Here is a 21,139-nt window from a genome sequence, read left to right on the forward strand (position 1 = left end):
TGTTATCGAGTAAAAGGGCCCCACGTCGGTTCACGTATTTCCCCATTCAGGACAGACAGCGTTTGCCGTACGCGGCCATCGCTCGATACACCGGCAAGTGCGCTTCGGCCATTTTGCATCGTGGCGTAAAGCACCTGCATGCCATTGGGTGCGAAGCTCGGTGACTGGTCATCACGACCATCCGTCAGCACGTTCTCCGCACCGGTGGCGAGGTTTAGCGAAGCGATACGGAAGGCGCCATCGCGTCTTGCAACGTACAGCAACGTCGTTCCATCAGGAGAAATTCGGGGTGAGATGTTGTAACTACCATTAAACGTCAGGCGACGGGCGTCACCGCCGTCCAGGCTGATCTGGTAGATCTGCGGGCCGCCACTGCGGTCGCTGGTGAAGATGATCGAGCGTCCGTCGGGCGTGAACACCGGCTCGGTGTCGATGCCGGGCGAGCGGGTGATGCGGCGCGGCTTGGCGCTGCCGTCGGCCGATACGATGTAAATCTGCGACAGCCCATCCTGCGTCAGGGCGACAGCCAGTTGCGAACCATCCGGAGACCAGGCCGGGGCGCTGTTGTTGCCCTTGAAGTTGGCCACCGGGATCTGTGAGCGACCGCGCAGCGACTGGACGTAGACCACCGGTTTGCCCGAATGGAAGCTTACGTAGGCCAGTTTGGAGCCGTCCGGCGACCAGGTGGGCGAAATGATGGGTTCGCGCGAGCGCAGGGCCACCTGCGGGTTTTGCCCGTCGGCGTCGGCGACCTGGAGTTCGTAGGTGTTGCCCTTCTTCAGCACATAGGCGATGCGGGTGTTGAACACGCCACGAACGCCGGTGATCTTTTCGTAGATGCGATCGGCGATTTGGTGGGCGATGCTGCGCAGTTCCTGCTCGGTGGCCGAGAATTCGGCGGTATCGAGCTGGTTTTTCTTGACGGTGTCAGCCAGGCGGTAGCTGATGCGGAAGCGCCCGTCCGGGCCCTGGGCAATGGTGCCGTAGGCCAGGAAGTCCGCGCCACGGCCGCGCCAGTCGTCATAGGCGATGGCCGAGTCGATCGTCAGGCCGGCGCCGGCCGTGTTGATCAGGCGGAACTGGCCGGTGCGGCTCAGGTCGGCACGGATGACTTCGGCCATTGCACGGCCCCGGGTTTCGTCACCGGAGAAGTCGGCGATGCCGATGGGGTACTGCGTGGCGCCGGTGCCCGAAATATCAACGCGCAGCTGCGCATGAGCGGGCTGCCAGGCGAGCAGGGCAGCCAGCATCAGCATCGCCATAAAGGCTTGCATGATGCCGGGCAGGGTAGCTCGGCGATAAGCGGATGTCATGGTCGGCGGTCTCCTGTCAATCATACATACGGTACACAACGTCGATCAGGGGCTCGTAACTGCCCGTCGACGGTTTGGGGAAGGGGTTGCAGCGGCGGATACCGGTTTCGACCGCGCGGTCGAAGCCGGAATTGCCGGATGAGCGCGTCAGCGTCACGTTGCGTACCCGGCCATCATTGCCTAACTGTACCCGGTATTCGGCGGTAGGATTGGCCGATCCGGAGCGCGATGGTGTCGGATAGGCAACACCCGGCTGCACGCAAGCGCGTACCTTGGCGCCGTAGCCGGTGTCACGCCCGCCTCCGGCTTGGTTGCGGTCGGCGGTGCCGCCCGGGCGGCCGGGGTTGCCCAGGATGTCGTTGCGGAACGCGTCGCGCAGCGCCTTGTCGGCGGCCGCCTTTTTGGCGGCTTCATCCTTGGCCTTTTTCTCGGCGGCGGCCTTTTCGGCAGCCGCTTTCTCGGCCGCCGCCTTTTTGGCGGCCTCTTCCTTGGCTTTCTTTTCGGCTGCGGCTTTTTCGGCTGCTGCCTTTTCGGCTGCGGCTTTCTCGGCAGCCGCTTTTTCGGCGGCAGCCTTCTTGGCAGCTTCGTCCCTGGCTTTCTTTTCAGCCTCTTCCTTGGCCTTCTGCTCGGCGACCTTGCGCTCCTGCTCGAGGCGCTGCTTTTCCTTCAGCTCGGCCTGGCGGCGGACTTCTTCCAGGCGCGCCTTTTCCTTGGCGCGCTCGGCAGCCTGGCGCGCCTGCTCTTCCTGTTCGCGCTTGCGGGCCTCCTGGAGTGCGATCTCGGGGTCGGGCTCAGGCGGGGCAGCCTTGGGTGCGGGGGGCGGCTCGGGCTGTGGTTCGGGTTCTGGCTCCGGCGCCGGCGCAGGTTCCGGCTTGGGTTGCGGCTTGGGTTCCGGTTTGGGGGGCGCTGGTTCGGGCTCCGGTTCCGGCTTGGCCGGCGTTGGCGCCGCCTGCGGGTCGTCGCCGTTCATCCATAGTTCGACCTGGACCGGACCGGGGTTTTCCGTCTGCCAGTTCAGGCCGAAGATAAGCACGACGACCAGCAGCACGTGCACCAGCACCGCCAGCGCAAAGGACCGTCGGGTGTCTTTGCGCTCAAGGGAGCCGGAAGCAGGGCTGTCGGAACGTAGGATCGGGGGCATGGGCTCAAAACGGTGGCTGGCACGGGGCCAGCCGATCAACGATTTCTGGCGGGTTTGGTGTCGGCCGGCTGCGCGCCGCCCTGGTCTACCAGCAGGCCAAGACGGGTGACGCCGTTGCTGCGCAGCTCATCCATTACCTTGACCACGGTCTCGTAGGGCACTTTGCCATCGGCGGCAATCACCACCGGGGTCTCCGCGGTGATGCGCGAACGCACCTGATCGACCAGTTCGTTGCGGGCGATATCCTGCAACTCGGCGCCTGCCTCGCGCAGGCGAAGGGAAATCTTGCCGTCCTCGGCGATTTGCACTTCCAGCGGCTTGGCCGGCACATCGGAGGCACTGCCGACCGAAGGCAACTGGATCAGCCCGGGCGTGATGAGCGGCGCGGTGACCATGAAGATCACCAGCAGCACCAGCATCACGTCAATATACGGTACGACGTTGATATCGGCTTTCATGCGGCGGCTGCCCCGGCCGCTGGAGCGTACCGAAGGCATCAGCGCACCTGCCGCTGCAAGATGTTCAGGAACTCATCGACGAAACTGTCGAAGCGGATCGAGATGCGGTCGATGTCGTTGGTGAAGCGGTTGTAGGCCACCACGGCGGGAATGGCCGCGAACAGGCCGATGGCGGTGGCGATCAGGGCTTCGGCAATGCCGGGAGCCACCGAGGCCAGTGTGGCCTGCTGCATGTTGGACAGGCCGATGAAGGCGTGCATGATGCCCCAGACCGTGCCCAGCAAGCCGATATACGGACTGACGGAGCCCGCCGAAGCCAGGAAGTTCAGGTGGGACTCCAGCGTATCCATTTCGCGCTGGTAGGCGGCGCGCATGGCGCGGCGCGGCCCGTCCAGCTGGCTGGCGGCATCGGCGCCGCCGCGGCGGGCCTTCAGGAATTCGGTCATGCCGGCATCGAAGATCCGCGCCAGCGCGCCCTGTTCATCGCGGCGGCTGGAGACGGCCTGCTGCAGCATGGCCAGGTCGCCACCTGACCAGAAGTCATCTTCGAACCGGCGGGTCTGCTGGTTGGCGCGGCGGATGGCCATGCGCTTGGCGAAGATGTATGTCCAGGAAACGACGGAGATGGCCAGCAGCAGCAACATGATGAGCTGAACCGGCAGGCTGGCATTGAAAATCAGCGAAGACAACGACATGTCGCTGGTCACTTGCATGGCTATTCCTGAGTGAATTCCAGTTTGGCGCGGAGAAAATCGGGGAGCGCGGCGGGTCGCATGCGTTCGGCATCGACGCAACAGATTTGGATCTGGCCTTCGGCCAGCAGTTCCCCGTTGCGTTCGGCGCTTTGCGCAAAGTGTATCGAAGCCCGCCCCAGGTGTGTGATCCGGCTGCGCAGGGTCAGCAGGTCATCGAGCCGGGCCGGGCGCCGGTAGGCCATGTTCAGCGACTGGACGACGAACAGGCGTTTTTCTTCCAGGGCCAGCCGGGATTGATCGACCCCGAACTCGCGCAGCCATTCGGTGCGGGCACGCTCAAAGAATTTGAGGTAGTTGGCGTAAAAGACCACTCCCCCGGCGTCGGTGTCCTCATAGTAGACGCGGACGCGAAAGATGGACTCGGTGGACAACGTTGGGCTCACGATAAATGGCAGGCCTTGGGGGAAACCCGGGTCTACTAGGACCCGGGGCGCAGTCTACAGCGTTTCGAGTTTGTCCAGTATCTCTTTCAGTGCCGAATCCACGGAAATTTTTGCAGCTTCCGTATCGCGGCGGCCTTGCAACTCGACCACGCCGTCGTTCAGCCCGCGATCGCCGATGGTGACCCGCAGGGGCACGCCGATGAGCTCCCATTCAGCGAACATCACGCCGGGGCGGCTGTCGCGGTCATCCAGGATGACGTCGATGCCGCGTTCGCGCAGGGCCTCGTAGAGCTCGGTGGCCTTGTTGCGAACAGTTTCACTTTTCCCCCAGCCGACCGGGCAGATCACGACCTCGAAGGGCGCGATGGCGCGCGGCCAGATAATGCCGCGCGCATCGAAGTTCTGCTCGATGGCCGCGCCCACGATCCGGGTCACGCCGATGCCGTAGCAGCCCATCTGCATGATGGCCGGCTTGCCGGTTTCATCCAGGAAGGTCGCTTTCAGGGCTTCCGAATACTTGGTGCCGAGGAAGAATACGTGGCCGACTTCGATGCCGCGCTGGATGGCCAGCGTGCCCTTGCCGTCCGGTGACGGGTCGCCGGCAACCACATTGCGAAGATCCGTCACCAATTCGGCCTCGGGCAGATCGCGGCCCCAGTTCACCCCACGCAGGTGGAAGTCCTCCTGGTTGGCGCCGCAAACGAAGTCAGCCATATTGGCCACCGTGCGGTCGGCAATCACGCGCACCGGCTTGGCCGTCTTGACCGGACCCAGATAGCCGGGCTTGCAGCCGAAGTGTTCGACGATCTCGGTTTCCGTGGCGAAGCGGAAGTTGTGCAGGCCGGGCACCTTGCCGGCCTTGATTTCGTTCAGTTCGTGGTCGCCGCGTAGCAGCAGCAGCCAGATCTGTACCTTGCCGTCCTCGCCATCGGTGGCCAGAACGATGGACTTGATGGTTTGCGACAGCGGCAGTCCCAGCAGCGTGGCGACGTCCTCGCACTTGGCCGCACCGGGGGTGGGCACGCTGGCCATGGCTTCGGCGGGCGCGGCACGTTCGGGCAGCAGGCTGACGGCCTCGGCCAGCTCGATGTTGGCGGCGTAGTCGGAGTCGGGGTTGAAGACCAGCAGGTCTTCGCCGGTATCGGCGATCACCTGAAACTCATGGCTGCGCGAGCCGCCGATCGACCCGGTATCGGCGGCCACGGCGCGGAATTCCAGCCCGAGGCGGCCGAAAATGCGCTGGTAGGCGTCGAACATGATGTCGTAGCTGCGCCCGGCGCTGGCCTCGTCACGATCAAAGGAGTAGGCGTCCTTCATGGTGAATTCACGCCCGCGCATCACGCCGAAGCGCGGGCGGCGCTCGTCGCGGAACTTGGTTTGGATGTGATAGAAATTCACCGGCAGCTGACGATAGCTGTGGATTTCATTGCGCGCCACATCGGTGATGACCTCTTCGGAGGTGGGCTGCAGCACGAAATCACGCTGGTGGCGATCCTTGATGCGCAGCAGTTCCGGGCCGTACTGTTCCCAGCGGCCCGATTCCATCCAGAGCTCGGCCGGCTGGACGACCGGCATCAGCAGCTCGATGGCGCCGGCCCGGTTCATTTCCTCGCGGATGATGTTTTCGATTTTCCGGATCACCTTCAGGCCCAGGGGCATGTAGGTGTAGATGCCGCCTGCGAGCTTGCGGATCATGCCCGCGCGCGTCATGAGCTGGTGGCTGGCGACTTCCGCGTCGGCGGGCGCCTCTTTGAGGGTGTTGATGTGGTAGTTGGATGCGCGCATGTTTAAAGGTGGCAGCAGATACGTATAATCGTCCGTAATTGTATTGAATTCGGTGGGGGTGGCCATGCTTGATCGCGAAGGCTACCGTCCCAATGTCGGCATCATTCTCGTTAACGGAAAAAACGAGGTCTTCTGGGGCAAGCGAATCCGGGAGCACGCCTGGCAGTTCCCGCAGGGCGGCATCAAGTACGGCGAAAGCCCGGTGCAGGCCATGTATCGCGAACTCCACGAGGAAGTGGGCCTAAAGCCCGAGCATGTCCGCATTTTGGGGCGAACACGTGATTGGTTGCGTTACAACGTGCCGGACCACTTTGTCCGGCGTGAGTGGCGTGGACACTATAAAGGACAGAAGCAGATTTGGTTTCTCCTGCGCCTGACCGGGCGTGACAGCGACGTTTGCCTGCGCTCGACGCAGCATCCGGAGTTCGACGCCTGGCGCTGGAGCCAGTATTGGGTACCGCTGGATGCTGTGATCGAGTTCAAGCGCGACGTCTACACGCAGGCGCTCAACGAACTCGCCACCATCCTGTTCCGTCGGCATCACGAAACCCGCTATTTGCGGCAGCGTGTGCACGGCCCCAGGAATACGGACAACCCGGCAGAAACGGACGGACATGCGCATATTGTTGGTTGAAGATGAGCGCGACATGGCTTCATGGCTCATGCGCGCGCTTGCCCAGAGTGGTTTCCTGCCTGATCACGCGCCCGATGCGCGCACGGCGGAAGGGCTGATGGCCGGTAACGAGTACGACGCCATCGTGATGGATTTGCGTCTGCCCGACAAGCACGGCCTGGTGCTGTTGCGCGAAATGCGCAATCGCGACGACCGCACGCCGGTTCTGCTGCTGACGGCCCAGGGGGCCTTGCAGGATCGGGTGCGGGGCCTGAACCTGGGGGCCGATGACTTTCTGACCAAGCCTTTCGCCCTCGAAGAGCTGGAAGCCCGCCTGACCGCCCTGGTGCGGCGCAGCCGCGGGCGTCAGCATCCACGCCTGCAATGCGGTTCGCTCTCCTATGATGGCGAGAGCCGCGCTTTCACACTGGATGGTTCGCTGCTGTTTCTGACGCCGCGCGAACATGCCGCGCTGGCGGCGCTGTTGACCCGCAGCGGCTACCCGGTCGACAAGGCGCAGCTCTTCGGCAAGGTTTTCACCCACGATAGCGAGGCCAACCCGGACGCCATCGAGGTTGTGCTGCACCGCTTGCGCAAGAAGCTGGCGGGCAGCGACGTGCGCATCGTGACGGTACGCGGCCTGGGCTACATGCTCGAAAGCGTGGCGCGTGAGTCTTCCGAATCCTGACCCGCAGCCGCGCTGGCCCGTCATGGGCATCCGGGCGCTGCTCATCTCCCTGCTGCTGCCCGGCGTCATCCTGCTGCTGGTCATCGACAGCCTGAATGACTACCGCACCCTGGCGTCGATCACCAACGAAGCCTATGACTCGGCTTTGCTGGAGCCTGCCAGGGTGCTGGAAAGCAGTCTCGAATTCATGCCCGACGGCAACCTTCAGGTTGCCACGCCGCTGTACGCCCAGGTGATGCTGGAGTCGCGTGCCGGGCTGCGCAAGTACTATCGCATCGAGGAAATCGATCCGCCCTGGCAGCCCTCGCAGAAAGGGGAGCCTCCGCCCGGGCAGACGCTGGCGGGCATGCCCGAAATGCCTCGCCCGCCGGTCTGGCCGTCGGGTGACGGTGAGCCCGTGTTTTATGACGGGGTCTACCGCAGTGATCCAGTGCGGATGGTGGCCGTTTTGCGCGACCTGCACTATCACGGAGTGCACCGGCAGGTCATGGTGATCGTGGCCGAGAGCATTGGCAAGCGTCTGGCGGCCGAAGAGGCCGCCAAGCGCCAGGAGGTGCTGCGCGATGCGCGCATGCTGGCGCTGGTGGCTTTGCTGGTCTGGTGGGGCGTGAGTTGGGCGCTGCGGCCCCTGGGGCGGTTGCGCAACGATATTCGCTCGCGCCCACAGGATGACCTGACACCGCTGGACGCCTCGCGCGTGCCCAGCGAAGTGATCCCGCTGGTCGAGGCGGTCAATTATCACATCGCCCGCCACCGCCGGGTGATCGACGAGCAGTCCCAGTTTCTGGCCGACGCCTCGCACCAGTTGCGCACGCCCCTGGCCATCATGCTGACGCAGGCCCAGTATGCCCTGCGTGAGCGTGATCCGGCGCGCGCGCAGGAAGGGTTGCGTGCCATCGTCGAACAATTGCGCAGCACGCGCCGGCTGACCGAACAGCTGCTGTCGCTGGCCCACGCCCATCAGGCCGAGGCCACGCCGCACCGTGTCTTCGACCTCAACGAACTGGCCCGCGAGGTGGTGTTGCAGTATCTGCCCCTGGCCCATGAGCGTCGCCAGGATCTGGGCTGGGTGGATGCGCGCGGGGATCAAGGCATGTGGGCCGAAGATGGCCGGGCGGTCGCACCCGTGCTGGGCAGCGAGGCCGAAGTCCACGAAGTGCTCTCCAATCTGATCCACAACGCCATCAACTACGCCGGCAGCGGTGCGCAGATCACGGTTTCGGTGGTGCCGGGCAGCTCGGGCGTCGATGTGATCGTCGCCGACAATGGTCCGGGCATCGAGGCCAGCATGCGCGAGCGTGCCTTTGCGCGCTTTGAACGCATCATGGTGGATCGCACGGCGACCTCCTCGGGCAGCGGCCTGGGGCTGTCCATCGCCCGAGCCTTCGCGCGCCGCAATGGCGGCGATATCGAGCTGCGTGACGGCGAGCCGAATGCCGCCGGCGGCTATGGCCTGGCAGCCGTGTTTCACATGCCCCGCGCTTTCGAGACAGCCGAAATTCAGCTGATGGACAATCAAAAGAAAGCTTATTAAAAGCTTCGCTTCCGGCGGGGCTAGGGATTACCCCGGAATTCAGTTTTCCGACAGCGCGTAGAAAGCGCTTTCGCAGCTTCGCTTCCTATCCTGCAGGCCTGTTTTCTTCACGAGGACAGGCCCTGCGCCTCTTTTCCGGGCCTGGGGGGATACCGCGTCACCAAGACGCGAAAGGAGCGAGCGTGGATTTATCAAGTCGACAAAAAGATTATTACGGAGGGGCCCTGATGGTGATCGTCGGGCTGGGTGCGGTGTACGCCGGTACGCAGTATCACCTGGGGAGTTTGTCGCACATGGGGCCGGGTTTTTTCCCGGCGGCGATCGGCACTTTGCTGGCCTTCGTGGGCCTGCTGATCGCCTTGTCGGCACGGCCGGCGCCCACTGCCGATGACGTCAAGCCCGCGGCGGATGGCCATCAGCATGCCTTTCCCGACCTGCGTGGGGCTGCCTGCATCGTGCTGGGCATTCTGGCATTTCTGCTGCTGGGCGAGTGGGGCGGGCTGCTGCCGGCCACCTTCGCCATCGTGTTCATTTCGGCGCTGGGCGATCGCAGCAATACGCTCAAGCAGGCTTTCCTGTTGTCACTCGCCATGTGCGCCGTCGCCGTGGCGGTGTTCTGGTGGGCCTTGCAACTGCAGCTGCCGCTGTTTCAATGGAGCTGATGCGCCATGATCATGGAATCTCTGAGTGACCTCTGGTATGGCTTTGGCATTGCCTTCCAGTGGCACAACCTCATGTGGTCGTTCTTCGGGGTGCTGGTCGGCAACCTGATCGGCGTACTGCCCGGATTGGGGGCGCTGTCGGCTATTTCGATTCTGCTGCCGCTGACCTATGTCATGCAGCCGGTGCCGGCCATCCTCATGCTGGCCGGCATTTTCTACGGCTCGCAGTACGGCGGCGCCATCGGCGCCATCCTGTTGAACCTGCCTTCGCACCCGCCTCATGCCGTCACCTGCCTGGACGGCTACCCCCTGACCAAGCAGGGCAAGGGCGGCACGGCGCTGGGCATCACGATGATCTGCTCGTTCTTTGCCGCCTCGGTCGGCATTATCGTCATGATCTTCGCCTCGCCGCTCCTGGTCGAGGTGGCCTTCAAGTTCGGCCCCACCGAGATCTTCTCGATCATGCTGCTGGGCCTGCTGGCCGGCGCCACGATGTCGCGCGGTTCTGCCCTGCGTGGGGTAGCGATGACATTGTTCGGCCTGCTATGCGGCGTGGTCGGCACCGATGTGAACACCGGCTCGATCCGCTTTTCCTTTGGCCTGATCGACCTGTCCGACGGACTGGAACTGGTGGCGGTGTCGATGGGCCTGTTCGGCGTGGCCGACTTTCTGATGAGCGTCAACCGCATGGCATCCATCGGCAGCGGCGCCAAGCTGCGCGTGCGGGACATGCGGCCCAGCAAGGCCGAGATGAAAGAGGCCTTCATGCCCATGGTGCGGGGCACGCTGGTGGGAACCCTGTTCGGGGCCATGCCGGGCACCGGGCCGACCATCACCACCTTCGTGGCCTATGCACTGGAGCGCAAGATCTCCAAGACGCCGGAGAAATTCGGCACTGGCATGATTGGCGGCGTGGCCTCTCCGGAAGCTTCCTCGCACTCCAAGACGCAGGTGGACTTCATCCCCACCATGAGCCTGGGAATCCCGGGCGACGCCGTGATGGCGCTGATCCTGGGCGCTTTGCTGATCCAGGGGATCCAGCCGGGGCCGCAGCTCATTACCGAGCATCCGGATATCTTCTGGGGGCTGATCGCCAGCTTCTGGGTCGGCAATGTGCTGCTCATGGTGCTCAACGTGCCGCTCATCGGCGTGTGGGTCAAGCTGCTGCAGGTGCCGTACCGCTATCTGTTCCCGTCGGCGCTGTTCTTCATCGCAGTCGGTGTGTTCAGTACCCAGAACAGCCTCTTTCAGATCTGGGAAGTGTTGGCCTTCGGGGTGATCGGCGCCTTGTTGATGTTCCTGGACTTCTCGGTCGCGCCCATTCTGCTGGGGTTCGTGCTGGGGCCCATGGTCGAGGAGAATTTCCGGCGAGCCTTGTTGCTGTCGCGCGGGGATCTGGCCGTGTTCGTCGAGCGCCCCATCAGCGCCTGGTTCATCGGCGCCAGCGCCGTGCTTATCCTGGTGCAGGTGTGGGCCTTCATGCGCCGCAATCGCCGCAAGCCCGCCGACGTGGCGCCCGGCGCGGCTTGAGGTCGCCCGCAGCGGTGCGCGCTTGCTCTTCAGGGCGCCATGCGCCGCATGCCCAGCGGTTCGTAGGTTGGTGGCAGGCGTTCGAAGAGGAAATCCAGGAACACCCGCACGGCCGGGATCATGCCGCGTCGTGAAGGGTAGATGCAGTGCACGATGCCCTCGGGCAGGCGCCAATCGGGCAACACCGGCACCAGCTCGCCGCACCGCAGCGCCTCCTGGATCGCAACGGAAGGCAGCAGGGCGATCCCGCGTCCGCGCATGGCGGCTTCGGTCAGAACGATAAAGTCGTTGCACGACAGCCGCGGGCTCACCACGATCTGGCGTTTTTCGCCGTCGCGATGGTGCAGGGCCCAGACCACTTCGCTCTGTGGATCATTGAAGCTGAGGGTCAGGTGCTGCGCCAGCGCCTCGGGGGCGGCCGGTGTGCCATGTTGGGCCAGATAGCCGGGGCTGGCCACCAACATGCCCGAGGCCATGCCCAGCTGGCGCACCACGAACTCGGCGTCGGTGTCCAGGCGGGTGCGCACGCGCAGCGCCAGGTCGACTCCCTCATTGATCAGGTCGATTCGCCGGTTGGTGGCCAGCATGCGGATCGATATCTCCGGCCAGGCCTCCATGAACTCCGGCAGCAACGGCGCCAGCAACTGCTGGGCAATCGAGATCGGACAGCTCACGACCACCGGCCCGGACGGCTGGCTTTGCAACTGCTGCATGGCTTCTTCGGCCGCCAGAGCCGAAGCGGTCATTTCCCGGCAGTAGTGCAGATAGCGTTCGCCGGCGCTGGTCAGGCGCAGGCGACGTGTCGTGCGCTGCAATAGGCGCAGCCCCAGGCGTTCTTCGAGTTGCGAGATGCGCCGCGACAGGCGCGACTTGGGAATGTCGAGCGCCCGCGCGGCGGCGCTGAAGCCGCCTTGCTCGACCACCTGGCAGAAATAGTAGAGATCGTTGAGGTCCTGCATCGGGCTGTCAGGCGGCCGCGGCCGCCGGCTCCATTACTTGTTCAGGCGCGTGATCAGGCTGGAGGTATCCCAGCGTCCGCCGCCTTGCCGCTGCACGTCGCCGTAGAACTGGTCCACCAGCGCGGTCAGGGGCAGGCGGGCGCCATTGTGACGCGCTTCGCTCAACACCAGACCGAGGTCTTTGCGCATCCAGTCAACGGCAAAGCCGAAGTCGAACTTGCCATCGACCATGGTGCCGCCACGATTCTCCATCTGCCAGCTTTGCGCAGCCCCCTTGCTGATGACGTCGAGCACCAGTTTCATATCGAGCTCGGAGGCCTGCCCGAAGGCGATCGCCTCGGCCAGGCCCTGGACCACACCGGCGATGCAGATCTGGTTGACCATCTTGGCCAGCTGGCCCGCGCCTGCCTCGCCGACCCGGGTGACGGCCCGGCCGAACGCCGCTGCCACCGGCTGGATGGCGTCGAACACGGCTGCATCGCCGCCGCACATCACGGTCAGCACGCCGTTGACCGCGCCGGCCTGGCCGCCGGATACCGGCGCATCGATGAAGTTCAGGCCGCGGTTCTTGGCGAGCGCGTAGAGTTCGCGCGCCACGTCCGCCGAGGCGGTCGTGTGGTCGACGAATGTGGCCCCGGCAGTCATGCCCGCGAAGGCGCCATCCTCGCCCAGCACCACGCTGCGCAGATCGTCATCGTTGCCCACGCAGGCAAATACGATTTGTGCGCCCTGGGCGGCTTCGCGCGGGGTGGCCGCCAGCTTGCCGCCGAATTCCTGTACCCACGCCTCGGCCTTGGCCGGGCTGCGGTTGTACACCGTGACGTCGTGACCGGCCCGCGCCAGGTGTCCCGCCATCGGCAGGCCCATGACGCCCAGACCCAGGAAAGCGACCTTGTGCGCGGCGACGTTGTCGTAGGTTTTCGAACCGATGCTTGGCATGTCTGATTTTCCGGAAAACGAGGTTGTGAAGCCGATAACTTACCCCAATCCTCCCGGCCCTGTGCAGTCTCGCGAGAAAGGGAGGGGCAATAAAAAACCGGGCCCGCGAGGGCCCGGTTCGGATGACGCCTTGAGGTGTCGCGAGGATCAGTCTTCCTCGACGAAAGTCTCTTCGCGCTTCTTGCGGATGGCCGGCAGGGCAACCAGGATCACCAGGCCCAGCGCCAGGGCCAGCAGGGTGGCCGACAGCGGACGGTTCAGGAAGGTCATGAAGTCGCCGCGCGACAGCAGCAGGGCGCGACGGAAGTTCTCTTCCATCATGGGGCCCAGCACCAGGCCCAGCAGCAGCGGGGCGCCTTCGCACTTGAGCTTGGACCAGACGTAGCCGATCACGCCGAAAGCCGCGGTCATGAAGATGTCGAAGGTGTTGTAGTTCAGCGAATACACACCGATCGTGCAGAACACCAGAATCGCGGGGAACAGAATGCGATAGGGCACCTTGAGCAGCTTGACCCACAGGCCGATCAGCGGCAGGTTCAGCACCACCAGCATCAGGTTGCCGATCCACATCGAGGCGATCAGGCCCCAGAACAGCTCGGGGTGGCTGGACATGACCTGCGGACCCGGCTGGATGTTGTGGATGGTCATGGCGCCAACCATCAGAGCCATCACGGCGTTGCCGGGGATGCCCAGCGTCAGCAGCGGGATGAAGGAGGTCTGCGCGGCAGCGTTGTTGGCCGACTCGGGGCCCGCCAGGCCGGCGGGGTGACCCTTGCCGAAACGCTCGGGGTTGCGCGAGATCTTCTTTTCCAGCGTGTAGGAGGCGAACGACGACAGCACGGCGCCACCGCCCGGCAGGATGCCCAGGGCCGAACCCAGCGCAGTGCCGCGCACGACCGCCGGAGCCGCTTCCTTGAATTCCTGGAAGTTGGGATACAGCGTGCCGATCTTGTCGGTGATGTCGACGCGGTTTTCCTTCTGCTCCAGGTTGGTCATGATTTCGGAGAAGCCGAACACGCCCATGGCCACGATGGCGAAGTCGATGCCGTCCTGCAGTTCTGGGATGCCGAAGTCATAGCGGGCCACGCCGGAGTTCACGTCCGTGCCCACCATGCCCAGCAACAGGCCGAGGATGATCATGGCGATGGCCTTGGGCAGCGAGCCCGAGGCCAGCACCACGGCGCCCACCAGGCCCAGCACCATCAGCGAGAAATACTCGGCCGGGCCGAACTTGAACGCAACTTCCGCCAGCGGAGGCGCGAAGGCAGCCAGCAGCAGCGTGGCCACGCAACCGGCGAAGAACGAGCCCAGGGCCGCGATGGCCAGGGCGGCGCCTGCGCGGCCGTTGCGAGCCATCTGGTGACCGTCCAGCACGGTCACCACTGCGGATGTCTCCCCTGGCAGCGCCACCAGAATGGCAGTGGTCGAGCCGCCGTACTGGGCGCCATAGTAGATGCCGGCCAGCATGATCAGGCCAGCCACCGGCGGCAGCACATAGGTGATGGGCAGCAGCATGGCGATGGTCGGCACCGGGCCGATCCCCGGCAGCACGCCGATCAGGGTGCCCAGAATGCAGCCCAGCAGGGCATAGGCCAGGTTCTCGGGCGTGAACGCCACCGAGAAACCCAGCATGAGGTTGTCAAACAATTCCATGGCGAGTGTGCTCCTCTAGCCTTAAATGAACGACGGCCACAGCGGGAAGATCAGTCCCAGGCCCTTGATGAAGGCGAGGTAGCTGAACACCACCAGGAAAATGCCGTTGGCAACGGCGACCTTGATGCTGAACTCATGGCTGGCCAGGCTGCTGAGCACCACCAGCAGGAATACCGAGATGTAGACGCCCAGATAGTTGAGCACCACGGCGTAGAAGACAACGGAGCCGATCACCAGGAAGACGATGCGCCAGTCGAAACGGTCGACGTGCGTTTCCTGGGCCTTCTTCGACAACGACCCGAGCAACACGACGGCGCCCAACAAGGCCAGGACAAGTCCCAGCCAGAAGGGGAAATACCCCGGGCCCATGCGGGCAGCTGTGCCCATTTGGTAGCTGGTGGCTTGCCAGGCGAATCCCAGTCCAAGGGCGATGAACATCACCCCCGACCAGAAGTCCTGTCGATTGCGTAGCTGCATGATTGGTTGGCTCCTGTTTTACAGCGTGTAGGGTTCATAGACCGCTGCCGTGCCGGGACACGGACAGCCAGCCACAAAAAGGCATTTGGAGGTGCCATTCGTTTTTATTGAAAGCGCTTTCCGCAGTTGTGAAAGCAGAAAGACGCTTTTTTGAAGGCCGAATGGTAATGGAGGGGATCAAGCGTGCAAACCCTGGGGCTACCCTGATGCACTGGGGTTTTCCCTCGTTTTCGCATCAACTAGGGGAACTTCCCGGTTTTTTTTGTAACGGCGGGGATGGGCTGATGGGAGATTGAAAGGAAATTGAAAGGAGCTAGAAAGTTGTGCGAAAGCAGGTTGTCGGCTGGGGGATTTCGCCGTTGCGGCGAGGTGACAGACTTCTGCCAAACAACTTTCATCCTGTACCGAATATTGCCGTACTTATCTGCTTACGTGAAGCATCCCGAATCGCTTCCGGATGGTTTACGATATCGCCCATGCTGCAAGACCTAGATCAACTCGCCGCCCGCATAGGGCAATTGGTGCAACGCACCCGGCAACTTCACGCCGAGCGTGATGCGTTGCGTGTCCGTCTGAATGACAGTGAAGGCCAGGTGCAGACGCTGACGCAGCGTTGCGCCGACCGCGATGCCGAGCTGCGCGCTTTGCGTGAGCAGTCGCGCGATCACGACGGCCTCCTGGAACGCGCCAAAGAGCAGGCCCAGCAGGCCGAAAGCGATCTGCGCGAGCAACTGGCCCGTGAAACTGCCCAGCGCCAGGCCCTTGAGGCACGCTTTGTCGCCCGAGAGGAAGAAATGCGGCAGGTGTTGTCCGCCAGAGAGGCCGAGTTGCAGCGTCTGCGTTCGGTTGCCACCTCGGCGCGTGAGCGTATCGACGCCGTGTTGGCGCGTCTGCCCGGTGCCGCAGCTGGAGAGCAAGCCTGATGGAACGCCTAGATGTCTCTATCCTGGGCCGCGAGTATTCGCTTGCGTGTTCGGCCGAAGAAAAACCCATCCTGCTGGCTGCGGTACGACACGTCGATCAGCTCATGCTGCGCATCCAAGGCACGGGCAAAGTGTCCAGCAACGAGCGCATCGCCGTCATGGCGGCGCTGCAGATTGCCGGTGAATTGCTTGCCATGAAGGCGCCCGATGGTCCTCTGGGCGGTTTGGCAGTGGGCGACTTCAAGCGTAGAATTGAAGAAATGAACCTGATGCTTGACGATGCCTTGTCGGGCCAGGAAAAGCTTCTTTAAGCCTTTCTGTTTCAGATATGCGCTGCCGCCGGCCTGGCAGCAGCGCTGCAGTTTGTCCCTGCGGTGTTCGTGACATGGCCATACAGTCTCTGAACCGATGCCTTTGGCATACTGGTTGCGGGAGTGCAGGGCTGGAGTGATCGTCACATAGCTGACGAACCCGATGCTCTTCGGATCGCGACCACCTTGAACCTATGGGTTCGAGATGCCGGCCTAGACGGCACATGCGGGGCATTTATTCGGCGGGCCCGCCCTATCGGCGGCGGGCCCTGCCCGATCAGCCTTTCCGTGCTTCGCGGATTCTCCCTCTTATTTCGCTTTCCTCAACAACAGGGTTTTACATGACTCGTGCCTTCACGTTTTCGTTGAATCGGATCGCTGCCGCCTGCTTTGCCTCGCTGGCTGTTGCCGTCGCTCAGCCCAGCCTGGCCCAGACTGCCGCCACGCCTGCCGCCGCCGAGTCGGCGCGCAGCGCGCCTGAGCTGACGTTGCAGGCGTCCGCGTCGAGCGAAGTCAAGCAGGATACGGTGCGCATCACTCTGTCAGCTGAGGTCGAGGCCAACGATCAGGCAAGCGTCGGCAAGCGCCTGACGGCAGCGCTCGATGACGTCGTCAAGCGGGCGCGCGGCGCCAAGAACGTCGAGGTTCGCAGCGGCGGCTACAACGTCTGGCCCAATACCAACTCCAAGGGCAAGATCACCAATTGGCGGGGCCAGGGTGAGATCATCCTGGAGTCCACCGATTTCGAGGCCGCCTCCGCGCTGGCTGCCAAGCTCAGCGACAAGACGGCCATTTCCAATATTGGTTTCTTCCTGTCGCGCGAGGGGCGCGAGGCCGAGGAGCGCAAGCTGCTGAGCCAGGCCGCCCAGGCGTTCAAGTCGCGTGCGCTGGCCGCCGCCAATGCTTTCGGGTTTTCAGGCTACCGCTTGTCCAAGCTGGAGTTGGGAGGCGGGGGATCGCCGGCGCCCATGCCGCGCGTCATGATGGAGGCGGCCATGGCCAAGGGGGCGGCGGATAGCGGCGCGCCGGGCGTGCCGCTGGAAGCCGGGGAAGTGACCGTCAGCGTGACGGTGGCTGGGACGATTTTCCTGCAGTAAGCACGAACAGCAGCAGGCCGGCGAGGAACATGGGCAGGGACAACCATTGCCCCATGCTCATGCCGCCAGCCAGCAATCCCAGGAAGTTATCCGGTTCGCGTGTGAACTCGACGGCAAAGCGCAGCGCGCCATAGCCCATCAGAAAGAGTGCGCTGACCCGACCCAGCGGGCGGGGCTTGCGCGAATAGATCCACAGCACGGCAAACAGCAGCAATCCTTCCAGCCCCAACTCATACAGTTGCGACGGGTGGCGCGGCAGGTTGTCGCCGGACTGCGGAAATACCATGGCCCAGGGCACATCGCTCGGGCGGCCCCAAAGCTCGCCATTAATGAAATTGCCCAGGCGGCCTGCACCCAGGCCCAGTGGAATGAGCGGCGCGATAAAGTCGCTGACCGCCAGGAAAGGCAGCCCCTTCTTGCGGGCAAAGAGCAGCATCACCACGATTACCCCGATCAGTCCGCCATGAAAGGACATGCCGCCTTGCCAGAGGTAGGCGATCTCCAGCGGGTGCTGCAGGTAGTAGTCGGGCTTGTAGAACAGTACGTAGCCCAGGCGCCCGCCTAGGACGACGCCGAGCACGCTATAGAAGATCAGGTCTTCCAGTCCTTTGGGTGTCATGATGGCGGCGGGGTCGCGCGCCAGGCGATAGCGGCCCAGTCCATAGACCAGCGCGAACGCCAGCAGATACATCAAGCCATACCAGTGAATGGCCACGGGGCCAATCTGCAGGGCGACGGGGTCGAATTGAGGGTACTGAAGCATAGCAATCCGCAGGCAAAGTGTTGTCCGATGATAACCGGCGCGCCGGGCTCGCGGGGGTGCGGCAGCGACAGCCGGTCGCACTTGCCCGGGGCCGCTTTCGGGTACCATCGTAGCGGCCGGACAGGTTTCGGCTGATGTACCGTATTGTGGATTCCGGATATATGCACTCGATACTCAAATTGACCCTGGCCTGTGCTGCGCTGGCCTGTACCGCGACGGCTGCGGCGCAGACCACGGGCATCGACCTGGCCAAGAGCAAGGCCTGTATGGCCTGCCACCAGGTAGAGAACAAGCGCGTGGGGCCGCCCCTCAAGAGCGTGGCCGAGCGCTACGCCGGGCAGGCCGACGCGGTGGATTATCTGGCCGGCAAGATTCGCGGCGGCGGGCGCGGGGCCTGGGGGGCGGTGCCGATGCCGGCGCAATCCCATGTTTCGCCTGAGGATGCGCGCGCGCTGGCCGAGTGGATCATGACGCTGGCGCCCGCCAAGTAAGCAACGGGAGAGTAACCATGGCAACGCTATCTGCACGACCCGACCGCGAAGTGGCGGTGTTGGGGGGTGGTTGTTTCTGGTGCGTCGAGGCGGTCTTCACGGATCTGCGCGGTGTGTGCGCCGTGGAGCCCGGTTACGCAGGGGGCCATGTCCAGCAGCCGACCTATGAGCAGGTGTGTGGCAAGCAAACCGGGCATATCGAGGTGGCGCGCATCGAGTTCGACCCGGCCGAGCTGACATTTTCGGATCTGTTGCGTGTGTTCTTCGCCACCCATGATCCGACCACGCCGGGGCGTCAGGGCAATGATGTCGGTCCGCAATACGAGTCTGCGATCTTCTGGCAGGATGAGGCGCAGCGCGAACAGGCGCAGGCCGTCATGGCCGAGATCGAGGCGGCCGGGGTGTATGACGCGCCCCTCGTGACCCGGCTGCTGCCGCCGGCCCATTTCTGGCCGGCCGAGGATTACCATCGGGACTATTTTGCGTTGCATCCCGAGCAAGGTTATTGCCAATTCGTGATTGCGCCCAAGGTCGCCAAGTTCCGGCGCCAGTTTCACGATCGCTTGAAACGCTGACAGCGGTTGCAAAAAAAAGCCCCCGGCAGTGATTCATGCCGGGGGCTTTTTTTTTGCGGAACGGCTACTCGACCGACTTCACCACGCCGCGACGCATCTGGTCCAGTTCGATCGATTCGAACAAGGCCTTGAAGTTGCCCTCGCCAAAGCCTTCATTGCCCTTGCGCTGGATGATCTCGAAGAAAATAGGGCCGATCTGATTCTCCGTGAAGATCTGCAGCAGCAGCCCGCCATCGGGTGCGCCGTCGAGCAGAATGCGGTTCTTGCACAGGCGATCCACATCTTCGCCATGACCGGGCAGTCGGCGATCCAGCAGTTCGTAGTAGGTCTGGGGCGTATCGAGGAAGACCACGCCATTCTTGCGCAAGGCTTCGATGGTTTCGTAGATGTTGTCCGTTGCCATGGCGATATGCTGGATCCCTTCGCCGCGATAGAGATCCAGATATTCCTGGATCTGGCCTTTCTCGTCGGTGCCTTCCTCGTTGATGGGGATGCGGATGTTGCCGCAGGGTGAGGTCATTGCCTTGGACTTGACGCCCGTGACTTTGCCCTCGATATCGAAATAGCGCACTTCGCGGAAGTTGAACAGGCGCTCGTAGAACTCGGCCCATTCACTCATGCGGCCCTTGTGCACGTTATGGGTCAGGTGGTCCACCAGAGTGAGGCCGGCGCCGGCGTGGTTCAGGTCGGCGGCGGCGTTGTCGGGATCCAGCGGTTCGAAGTCCACGTCATAGATGCTGATGTCGCCGATGCCGCCATGGCCGCCCTTGCCGCGCCAGCGGTCCACCAGATAGATCAGCGAATCGCCGATTCCCTTGATGGCCGGGATGTTCAGTTCCATGGGGCCGCTGTGAGAGTCAAAACCCCAGGCGCCCAACTCCAGGGCGCGCTGGTAGGCCTGGGCGGCGTCATTGACGCGGAATCCGATGGCACAGATGGAGGGGCCGTGCAGCCGCGCGAAACGTTGCGCAAAGGAGTCCGGTTCGGCGTTGATCAGAAAATTCACGCCGCCCTGGCGATAAAGCGTCACATCCTTGTTGCGGTGCTTCGCGATGGCCTTGAAGCCGAGCAGCTCGAACACCTGGCGCAGCGCCTGGGGGTCGGGTGCGGTGTACTCGATGAATTCGAATCCGCAGGTACCCATGGGGTTGTCCCAGGGTTGGAATGGCGTGCTCATGATCTGGCTCCCTTGTGTTGTTGTGGTGATGATGTCTAAAGAGCAGATTCTAGGTGTTTGGCGCGGCAGGAGATTGCGAATATGCCCATATAAAGCCTATCATCGGCAATCAGATTGCTCAGTGGTGTAAAAAACAGGTTAAAAATGCCCGAACAAGAACTCGATAGAACGGATCGTCGCATCCTGGCCGAATTGCAGCGCGATGGCAGGCTGACCAATCAGGAGTTGGCAGACCGTGTGTCGCTCTCGCCCAGTCCATGTCTGAGGCGGGTCCGTCGCCTGGAAGAGCAGGGCTATATCAAACGGTATGCAGCCCTGGTCGATGCCGAGAAGGTCGGGCTGGGCTTGCTGGCCTACGTATCGATTCGCCTGAGCAAGCATGTCGAAGGCAGTCATGCTCCGATGGCGGACTTTCACCGTGACGTCCAGCTTTGGCCGGAAGTGGTCGAGTGCTACGCCATGTCCGGCGATATGGACTATCTACTGCGCATCCAGGTGGCCGATCTGGCGGACTTCTCGCGCTTTGCCATGGATACGCTGATGCTGCACCCGGCTGTGGTGGACATGAAGTCATACTTTGCCTTGCAGCCGGTCAAGGAAACGACCGTCCTCCATCTATAGTGAAACAGGCGCTGGCAGCGCCGGTTCCCGGCCCCTATATATAGAGAGCGCTCAGGTGGCGGGGGCGGATGCGGCTGGAGCGAGCCATGGGCGCAATCTTTTTTTAAAAAAAGTGCCATATTCCTGACACAAGGAAATCTTCTGTGCTATAGTTCGCCCCCTCGCAGCACAGAACACAACGCAAGCGCTCCGGCGCCAAGTTGTTCAAGTGAGGCGGGCCGGAACGAAGCAGTTCCCGGGCAGTGCTCCAGGGCGGTTATCGCAAAGCGAAACGTCGGAGGTGTCCAGGCA

Annotated in this window: 23 protein-coding genes and 1 other RNA gene; 12 read left to right on the forward strand and 12 right to left on the reverse strand. The window is 63.2% G+C overall.

The annotated features are described in order from the left end of the window. Window positions 1-2: 2 nt before the first annotated feature. From tolB to A7V84_RS14320, 6 genes are read right to left on the reverse strand one after another with little or no spacing between them, the layout of a single operon-like run. The gene (tolB, locus tag A7V84_RS14295; RefSeq protein WP_025515737.1) at window positions 3-1,313 is read right to left on the reverse strand and encodes a Tol-Pal system beta propeller repeat protein TolB; all 1,311 of its coding nucleotides are present in this window, start codon (window positions 1,311-1,313) and stop codon (window positions 3-5) included. A gap of 16 nt (window positions 1,314-1,329) precedes the next feature. Next, window positions 1,330-2,454, reverse strand: a complete 1,125-nt coding sequence (tolA, locus tag A7V84_RS14300; RefSeq protein ID WP_033535075.1) for a cell envelope integrity protein TolA — start codon at window positions 2,452-2,454, stop codon at window positions 1,330-1,332. 35 nt (window positions 2,455-2,489) lie between these two features. Then, window positions 2,490-2,951 carry a protein TolR gene (gene tolR, locus A7V84_RS14305; RefSeq protein WP_025515738.1) on the reverse strand — a complete coding sequence of 154 codons (462 nt, stop codon included), beginning with the start codon at window positions 2,949-2,951 and terminating at the stop codon, window positions 2,490-2,492. After that, window positions 2,951-3,625: a protein TolQ gene (tolQ, locus tag A7V84_RS14310; RefSeq protein ID WP_025515739.1), complete on the reverse strand. Its 675-nt coding sequence runs from the start codon at window positions 3,623-3,625 to the stop codon at window positions 2,951-2,953. Before tolQ ends, tolR begins: the two co-directional genes overlap by 1 nt. Before the next feature lie 2 nt (window positions 3,626-3,627). Beyond that, a complete protein-coding gene (gene ybgC, locus A7V84_RS14315) occupies window positions 3,628-4,050 on the reverse strand; it encodes a tol-pal system-associated acyl-CoA thioesterase (protein ID WP_025515740.1) in 423 nt (140 codons plus the stop codon). Window positions 4,051-4,104: 54 nt separating this feature from the next. After that, window positions 4,105-5,835, reverse strand: a complete 1,731-nt coding sequence (locus tag A7V84_RS14320) for a proline--tRNA ligase (RefSeq protein ID WP_025515742.1) — start codon at window positions 5,833-5,835, stop codon at window positions 4,105-4,107. A gap of 64 nt (window positions 5,836-5,899) precedes the next feature. On the opposite strand from A7V84_RS14320, the gene A7V84_RS14325 reads away from it, so the two are divergent. The 5 genes from A7V84_RS14325 (at window position 5,900) to A7V84_RS14345 (ending at window position 10,862) form a co-directional block, all read left to right on the forward strand. Next, window positions 5,900-6,469, forward strand: a complete 570-nt coding sequence (locus A7V84_RS14325) for an RNA pyrophosphohydrolase (RefSeq protein WP_025515744.1) — start codon at window positions 5,900-5,902, stop codon at window positions 6,467-6,469. Continuing rightward, window positions 6,450-7,136 carry a response regulator gene (locus A7V84_RS14330; RefSeq protein ID WP_025515747.1) on the forward strand — a complete coding sequence of 229 codons (687 nt, stop codon included), beginning with the start codon at window positions 6,450-6,452 and terminating at the stop codon, window positions 7,134-7,136. The genes A7V84_RS14325 and A7V84_RS14330 overlap by 20 nt, the downstream gene beginning before the upstream one ends. 22 nt (window positions 7,137-7,158) lie before the next feature. Next, window positions 7,159-8,670 carry a sensor histidine kinase gene (locus A7V84_RS14335; RefSeq protein WP_063491536.1) on the forward strand — a complete coding sequence of 504 codons (1,512 nt, stop codon included), beginning with the start codon at window positions 7,159-7,161 and terminating at the stop codon, window positions 8,668-8,670. 227 nt (window positions 8,671-8,897) lie between these two features. Continuing rightward, on the forward strand, window positions 8,898-9,332 hold the full coding sequence (locus A7V84_RS14340) for a tripartite tricarboxylate transporter TctB family protein (protein ID WP_025515750.1): 435 nt from the start codon (window positions 8,898-8,900) through the stop codon (window positions 9,330-9,332). 6 nt (window positions 9,333-9,338) lie between these two features. Continuing rightward, a complete protein-coding gene (locus A7V84_RS14345) occupies window positions 9,339-10,862 on the forward strand; it encodes a tripartite tricarboxylate transporter permease (protein ID WP_025515752.1) in 1,524 nt (507 codons plus the stop codon). Window positions 10,863-10,891: 29 nt separating this feature from the next. Here A7V84_RS14345 and A7V84_RS14350 read toward each other — a convergent pair whose 3' ends face one another. The 4 genes from A7V84_RS14350 to A7V84_RS14365 all read right to left on the reverse strand — a co-directional run bounded on the left by A7V84_RS14350 (window position 10,892) and on the right by A7V84_RS14365 (window position 14,890). Further along, window positions 10,892-11,821, reverse strand: coding sequence for a LysR family transcriptional regulator (locus tag A7V84_RS14350; protein ID WP_063491535.1), 930 nt, complete (start codon window positions 11,819-11,821; stop codon window positions 10,892-10,894). A gap of 33 nt (window positions 11,822-11,854) precedes the next feature. Then, the gene (locus A7V84_RS14355) at window positions 11,855-12,760 is read right to left on the reverse strand and encodes an NAD(P)-dependent oxidoreductase (protein ID WP_025515756.1); all 906 of its coding nucleotides are present in this window, start codon (window positions 12,758-12,760) and stop codon (window positions 11,855-11,857) included. Between the two features lie 147 nt (window positions 12,761-12,907). Then, complete coding sequence (locus tag A7V84_RS14360) at window positions 12,908-14,413, reverse strand: tripartite tricarboxylate transporter permease (RefSeq protein ID WP_025515758.1); 1,506 nt, start codon at window positions 14,411-14,413, stop codon at window positions 12,908-12,910. A 21-nt stretch (window positions 14,414-14,434) separates the two neighbouring features. Beyond that, entirely contained in the window at window positions 14,435-14,890 is a 456-nt protein-coding gene (locus A7V84_RS14365; RefSeq protein ID WP_025515760.1) for a tripartite tricarboxylate transporter TctB family protein, read from the reverse strand. 476 nt (window positions 14,891-15,366) lie between these two features. Here A7V84_RS14365 and A7V84_RS21770 point away from each other — a divergent pair, with 476 nt between their 5' ends. The 4 genes from A7V84_RS21770 (at window position 15,367) to A7V84_RS14385 (ending at window position 17,221) form a co-directional block, all read left to right on the forward strand. Beyond that, window positions 15,367-15,813 carry a hypothetical protein gene (locus A7V84_RS21770; RefSeq protein ID WP_252870557.1) on the forward strand — a complete coding sequence of 149 codons (447 nt, stop codon included), beginning with the start codon at window positions 15,367-15,369 and terminating at the stop codon, window positions 15,811-15,813. Further along, window positions 15,813-16,124: a cell division protein ZapA gene (locus A7V84_RS14375; protein ID WP_025515763.1), complete on the forward strand. Its 312-nt coding sequence runs from the start codon at window positions 15,813-15,815 to the stop codon at window positions 16,122-16,124. The genes A7V84_RS21770 and A7V84_RS14375 overlap by 1 nt, the downstream gene beginning before the upstream one ends. Window positions 16,125-16,176: 52 nt before the next feature. Then, window positions 16,177-16,361, forward strand: a non-coding RNA gene (gene ssrS, locus A7V84_RS14380) — 6S RNA. A gap of 104 nt (window positions 16,362-16,465) precedes the next feature. Continuing rightward, window positions 16,466-17,221, forward strand: coding sequence for an SIMPL domain-containing protein (locus A7V84_RS14385; RefSeq protein ID WP_063491534.1), 756 nt, complete (start codon window positions 16,466-16,468; stop codon window positions 17,219-17,221). On the opposite strand, the gene lgt is transcribed toward A7V84_RS14385, so the two are convergent. Beyond that, complete coding sequence (lgt, locus tag A7V84_RS14390) at window positions 17,184-17,984, reverse strand: prolipoprotein diacylglyceryl transferase (RefSeq protein WP_025515768.1); 801 nt, start codon at window positions 17,982-17,984, stop codon at window positions 17,184-17,186. The genes A7V84_RS14385 and lgt overlap by 38 nt on opposite strands. 161 nt (window positions 17,985-18,145) lie before the next feature. Between lgt and A7V84_RS14395 the strand changes: the two genes are divergently transcribed. Both A7V84_RS14395 and msrA read left to right on the forward strand, forming a co-directional pair. Continuing rightward, window positions 18,146-18,475, forward strand: coding sequence for a c-type cytochrome (locus A7V84_RS14395; RefSeq protein ID WP_025515770.1), 330 nt, complete (start codon window positions 18,146-18,148; stop codon window positions 18,473-18,475). A gap of 17 nt (window positions 18,476-18,492) precedes the next feature. Further along, a complete protein-coding gene (gene msrA, locus A7V84_RS14400; RefSeq protein WP_025515772.1) occupies window positions 18,493-19,050 on the forward strand; it encodes a peptide-methionine (S)-S-oxide reductase MsrA in 558 nt (185 codons plus the stop codon). Between the two features lie 64 nt (window positions 19,051-19,114). Here the strand turns inward: msrA and hppD are convergent, their stop codons facing one another. Further along, window positions 19,115-20,227, reverse strand: coding sequence for a 4-hydroxyphenylpyruvate dioxygenase (gene hppD, locus A7V84_RS14405; protein ID WP_025515774.1), 1,113 nt, complete (start codon window positions 20,225-20,227; stop codon window positions 19,115-19,117). A 144-nt stretch (window positions 20,228-20,371) separates the two neighbouring features. On the opposite strand from hppD, the gene A7V84_RS14410 reads away from it, so the two are divergent. Next, a complete protein-coding gene (locus tag A7V84_RS14410) occupies window positions 20,372-20,848 on the forward strand; it encodes an Lrp/AsnC family transcriptional regulator (RefSeq protein ID WP_025515776.1) in 477 nt (158 codons plus the stop codon). Window positions 20,849-21,139: the final 291 nt, after the last annotated feature.

Source organism: Bordetella trematum (assembly GCF_900078335.1).
In the GTDB taxonomy this organism is placed as follows: Bacteria; Pseudomonadota; Gammaproteobacteria; order Burkholderiales; family Burkholderiaceae_B; genus Bordetella; species Bordetella trematum.

Coding starts and splice junctions, on each gene's coding strand:
- tolB (WP_025515737.1), bottom strand. CDS start 1,313: ATGACATCCGCTTATCGCCGAGCTACCCTGCCCGGCATCATGCAAGCC.
- tolA (WP_033535075.1), bottom strand. CDS start 2,454: ATGCCCCCGATCCTACGTTCCGACAGCCCTGCTTCCGGCTCCCTTGAG.
- tolR (WP_025515738.1), bottom strand. CDS start 2,951: ATGCCTTCGGTACGCTCCAGCGGCCGGGGCAGCCGCCGCATGAAAGCC.
- tolQ (WP_025515739.1), bottom strand. CDS start 3,625: ATGCAAGTGACCAGCGACATGTCGTTGTCTTCGCTGATTTTCAATGCC.
- A7V84_RS14320 (WP_025515742.1), bottom strand. CDS start 5,835: ATGCGCGCATCCAACTACCACATCAACACCCTCAAAGAGGCGCCCGCC.
- A7V84_RS14325 (WP_025515744.1), top strand. CDS start 5,900: ATGCTTGATCGCGAAGGCTACCGTCCCAATGTCGGCATCATTCTCGTT.
- A7V84_RS14330 (WP_025515747.1), top strand. CDS start 6,450: ATGCGCATATTGTTGGTTGAAGATGAGCGCGACATGGCTTCATGGCTC.
- A7V84_RS14335 (WP_063491536.1), top strand. CDS start 7,159: ATGGGCATCCGGGCGCTGCTCATCTCCCTGCTGCTGCCCGGCGTCATC.
- A7V84_RS14340 (WP_025515750.1), top strand. CDS start 8,898: ATGGTGATCGTCGGGCTGGGTGCGGTGTACGCCGGTACGCAGTATCAC.
- A7V84_RS14345 (WP_025515752.1), top strand. CDS start 9,339: ATGATCATGGAATCTCTGAGTGACCTCTGGTATGGCTTTGGCATTGCC.
- A7V84_RS14350 (WP_063491535.1), bottom strand. CDS start 11,821: ATGCAGGACCTCAACGATCTCTACTATTTCTGCCAGGTGGTCGAGCAA.
- A7V84_RS14355 (WP_025515756.1), bottom strand. CDS start 12,760: ATGCCAAGCATCGGTTCGAAAACCTACGACAACGTCGCCGCGCACAAG.
- A7V84_RS14360 (WP_025515758.1), bottom strand. CDS start 14,413: ATGGAATTGTTTGACAACCTCATGCTGGGTTTCTCGGTGGCGTTCACG.
- A7V84_RS14365 (WP_025515760.1), bottom strand. CDS start 14,890: ATGCAGCTACGCAATCGACAGGACTTCTGGTCGGGGGTGATGTTCATC.
- A7V84_RS21770 (WP_252870557.1), top strand. CDS start 15,367: ATGCTGCAAGACCTAGATCAACTCGCCGCCCGCATAGGGCAATTGGTG.
- A7V84_RS14375 (WP_025515763.1), top strand. CDS start 15,813: ATGGAACGCCTAGATGTCTCTATCCTGGGCCGCGAGTATTCGCTTGCG.
- A7V84_RS14385 (WP_063491534.1), top strand. CDS start 16,466: ATGACTCGTGCCTTCACGTTTTCGTTGAATCGGATCGCTGCCGCCTGC.
- lgt (WP_025515768.1), bottom strand. CDS start 17,984: ATGCTTCAGTACCCTCAATTCGACCCCGTCGCCCTGCAGATTGGCCCC.
- A7V84_RS14395 (WP_025515770.1), top strand. CDS start 18,146: ATGCACTCGATACTCAAATTGACCCTGGCCTGTGCTGCGCTGGCCTGT.
- msrA (WP_025515772.1), top strand. CDS start 18,493: ATGGCAACGCTATCTGCACGACCCGACCGCGAAGTGGCGGTGTTGGGG.
- hppD (WP_025515774.1), bottom strand. CDS start 20,227: ATGAGCACGCCATTCCAACCCTGGGACAACCCCATGGGTACCTGCGGA.
- A7V84_RS14410 (WP_025515776.1), top strand. CDS start 20,372: ATGCCCGAACAAGAACTCGATAGAACGGATCGTCGCATCCTGGCCGAA.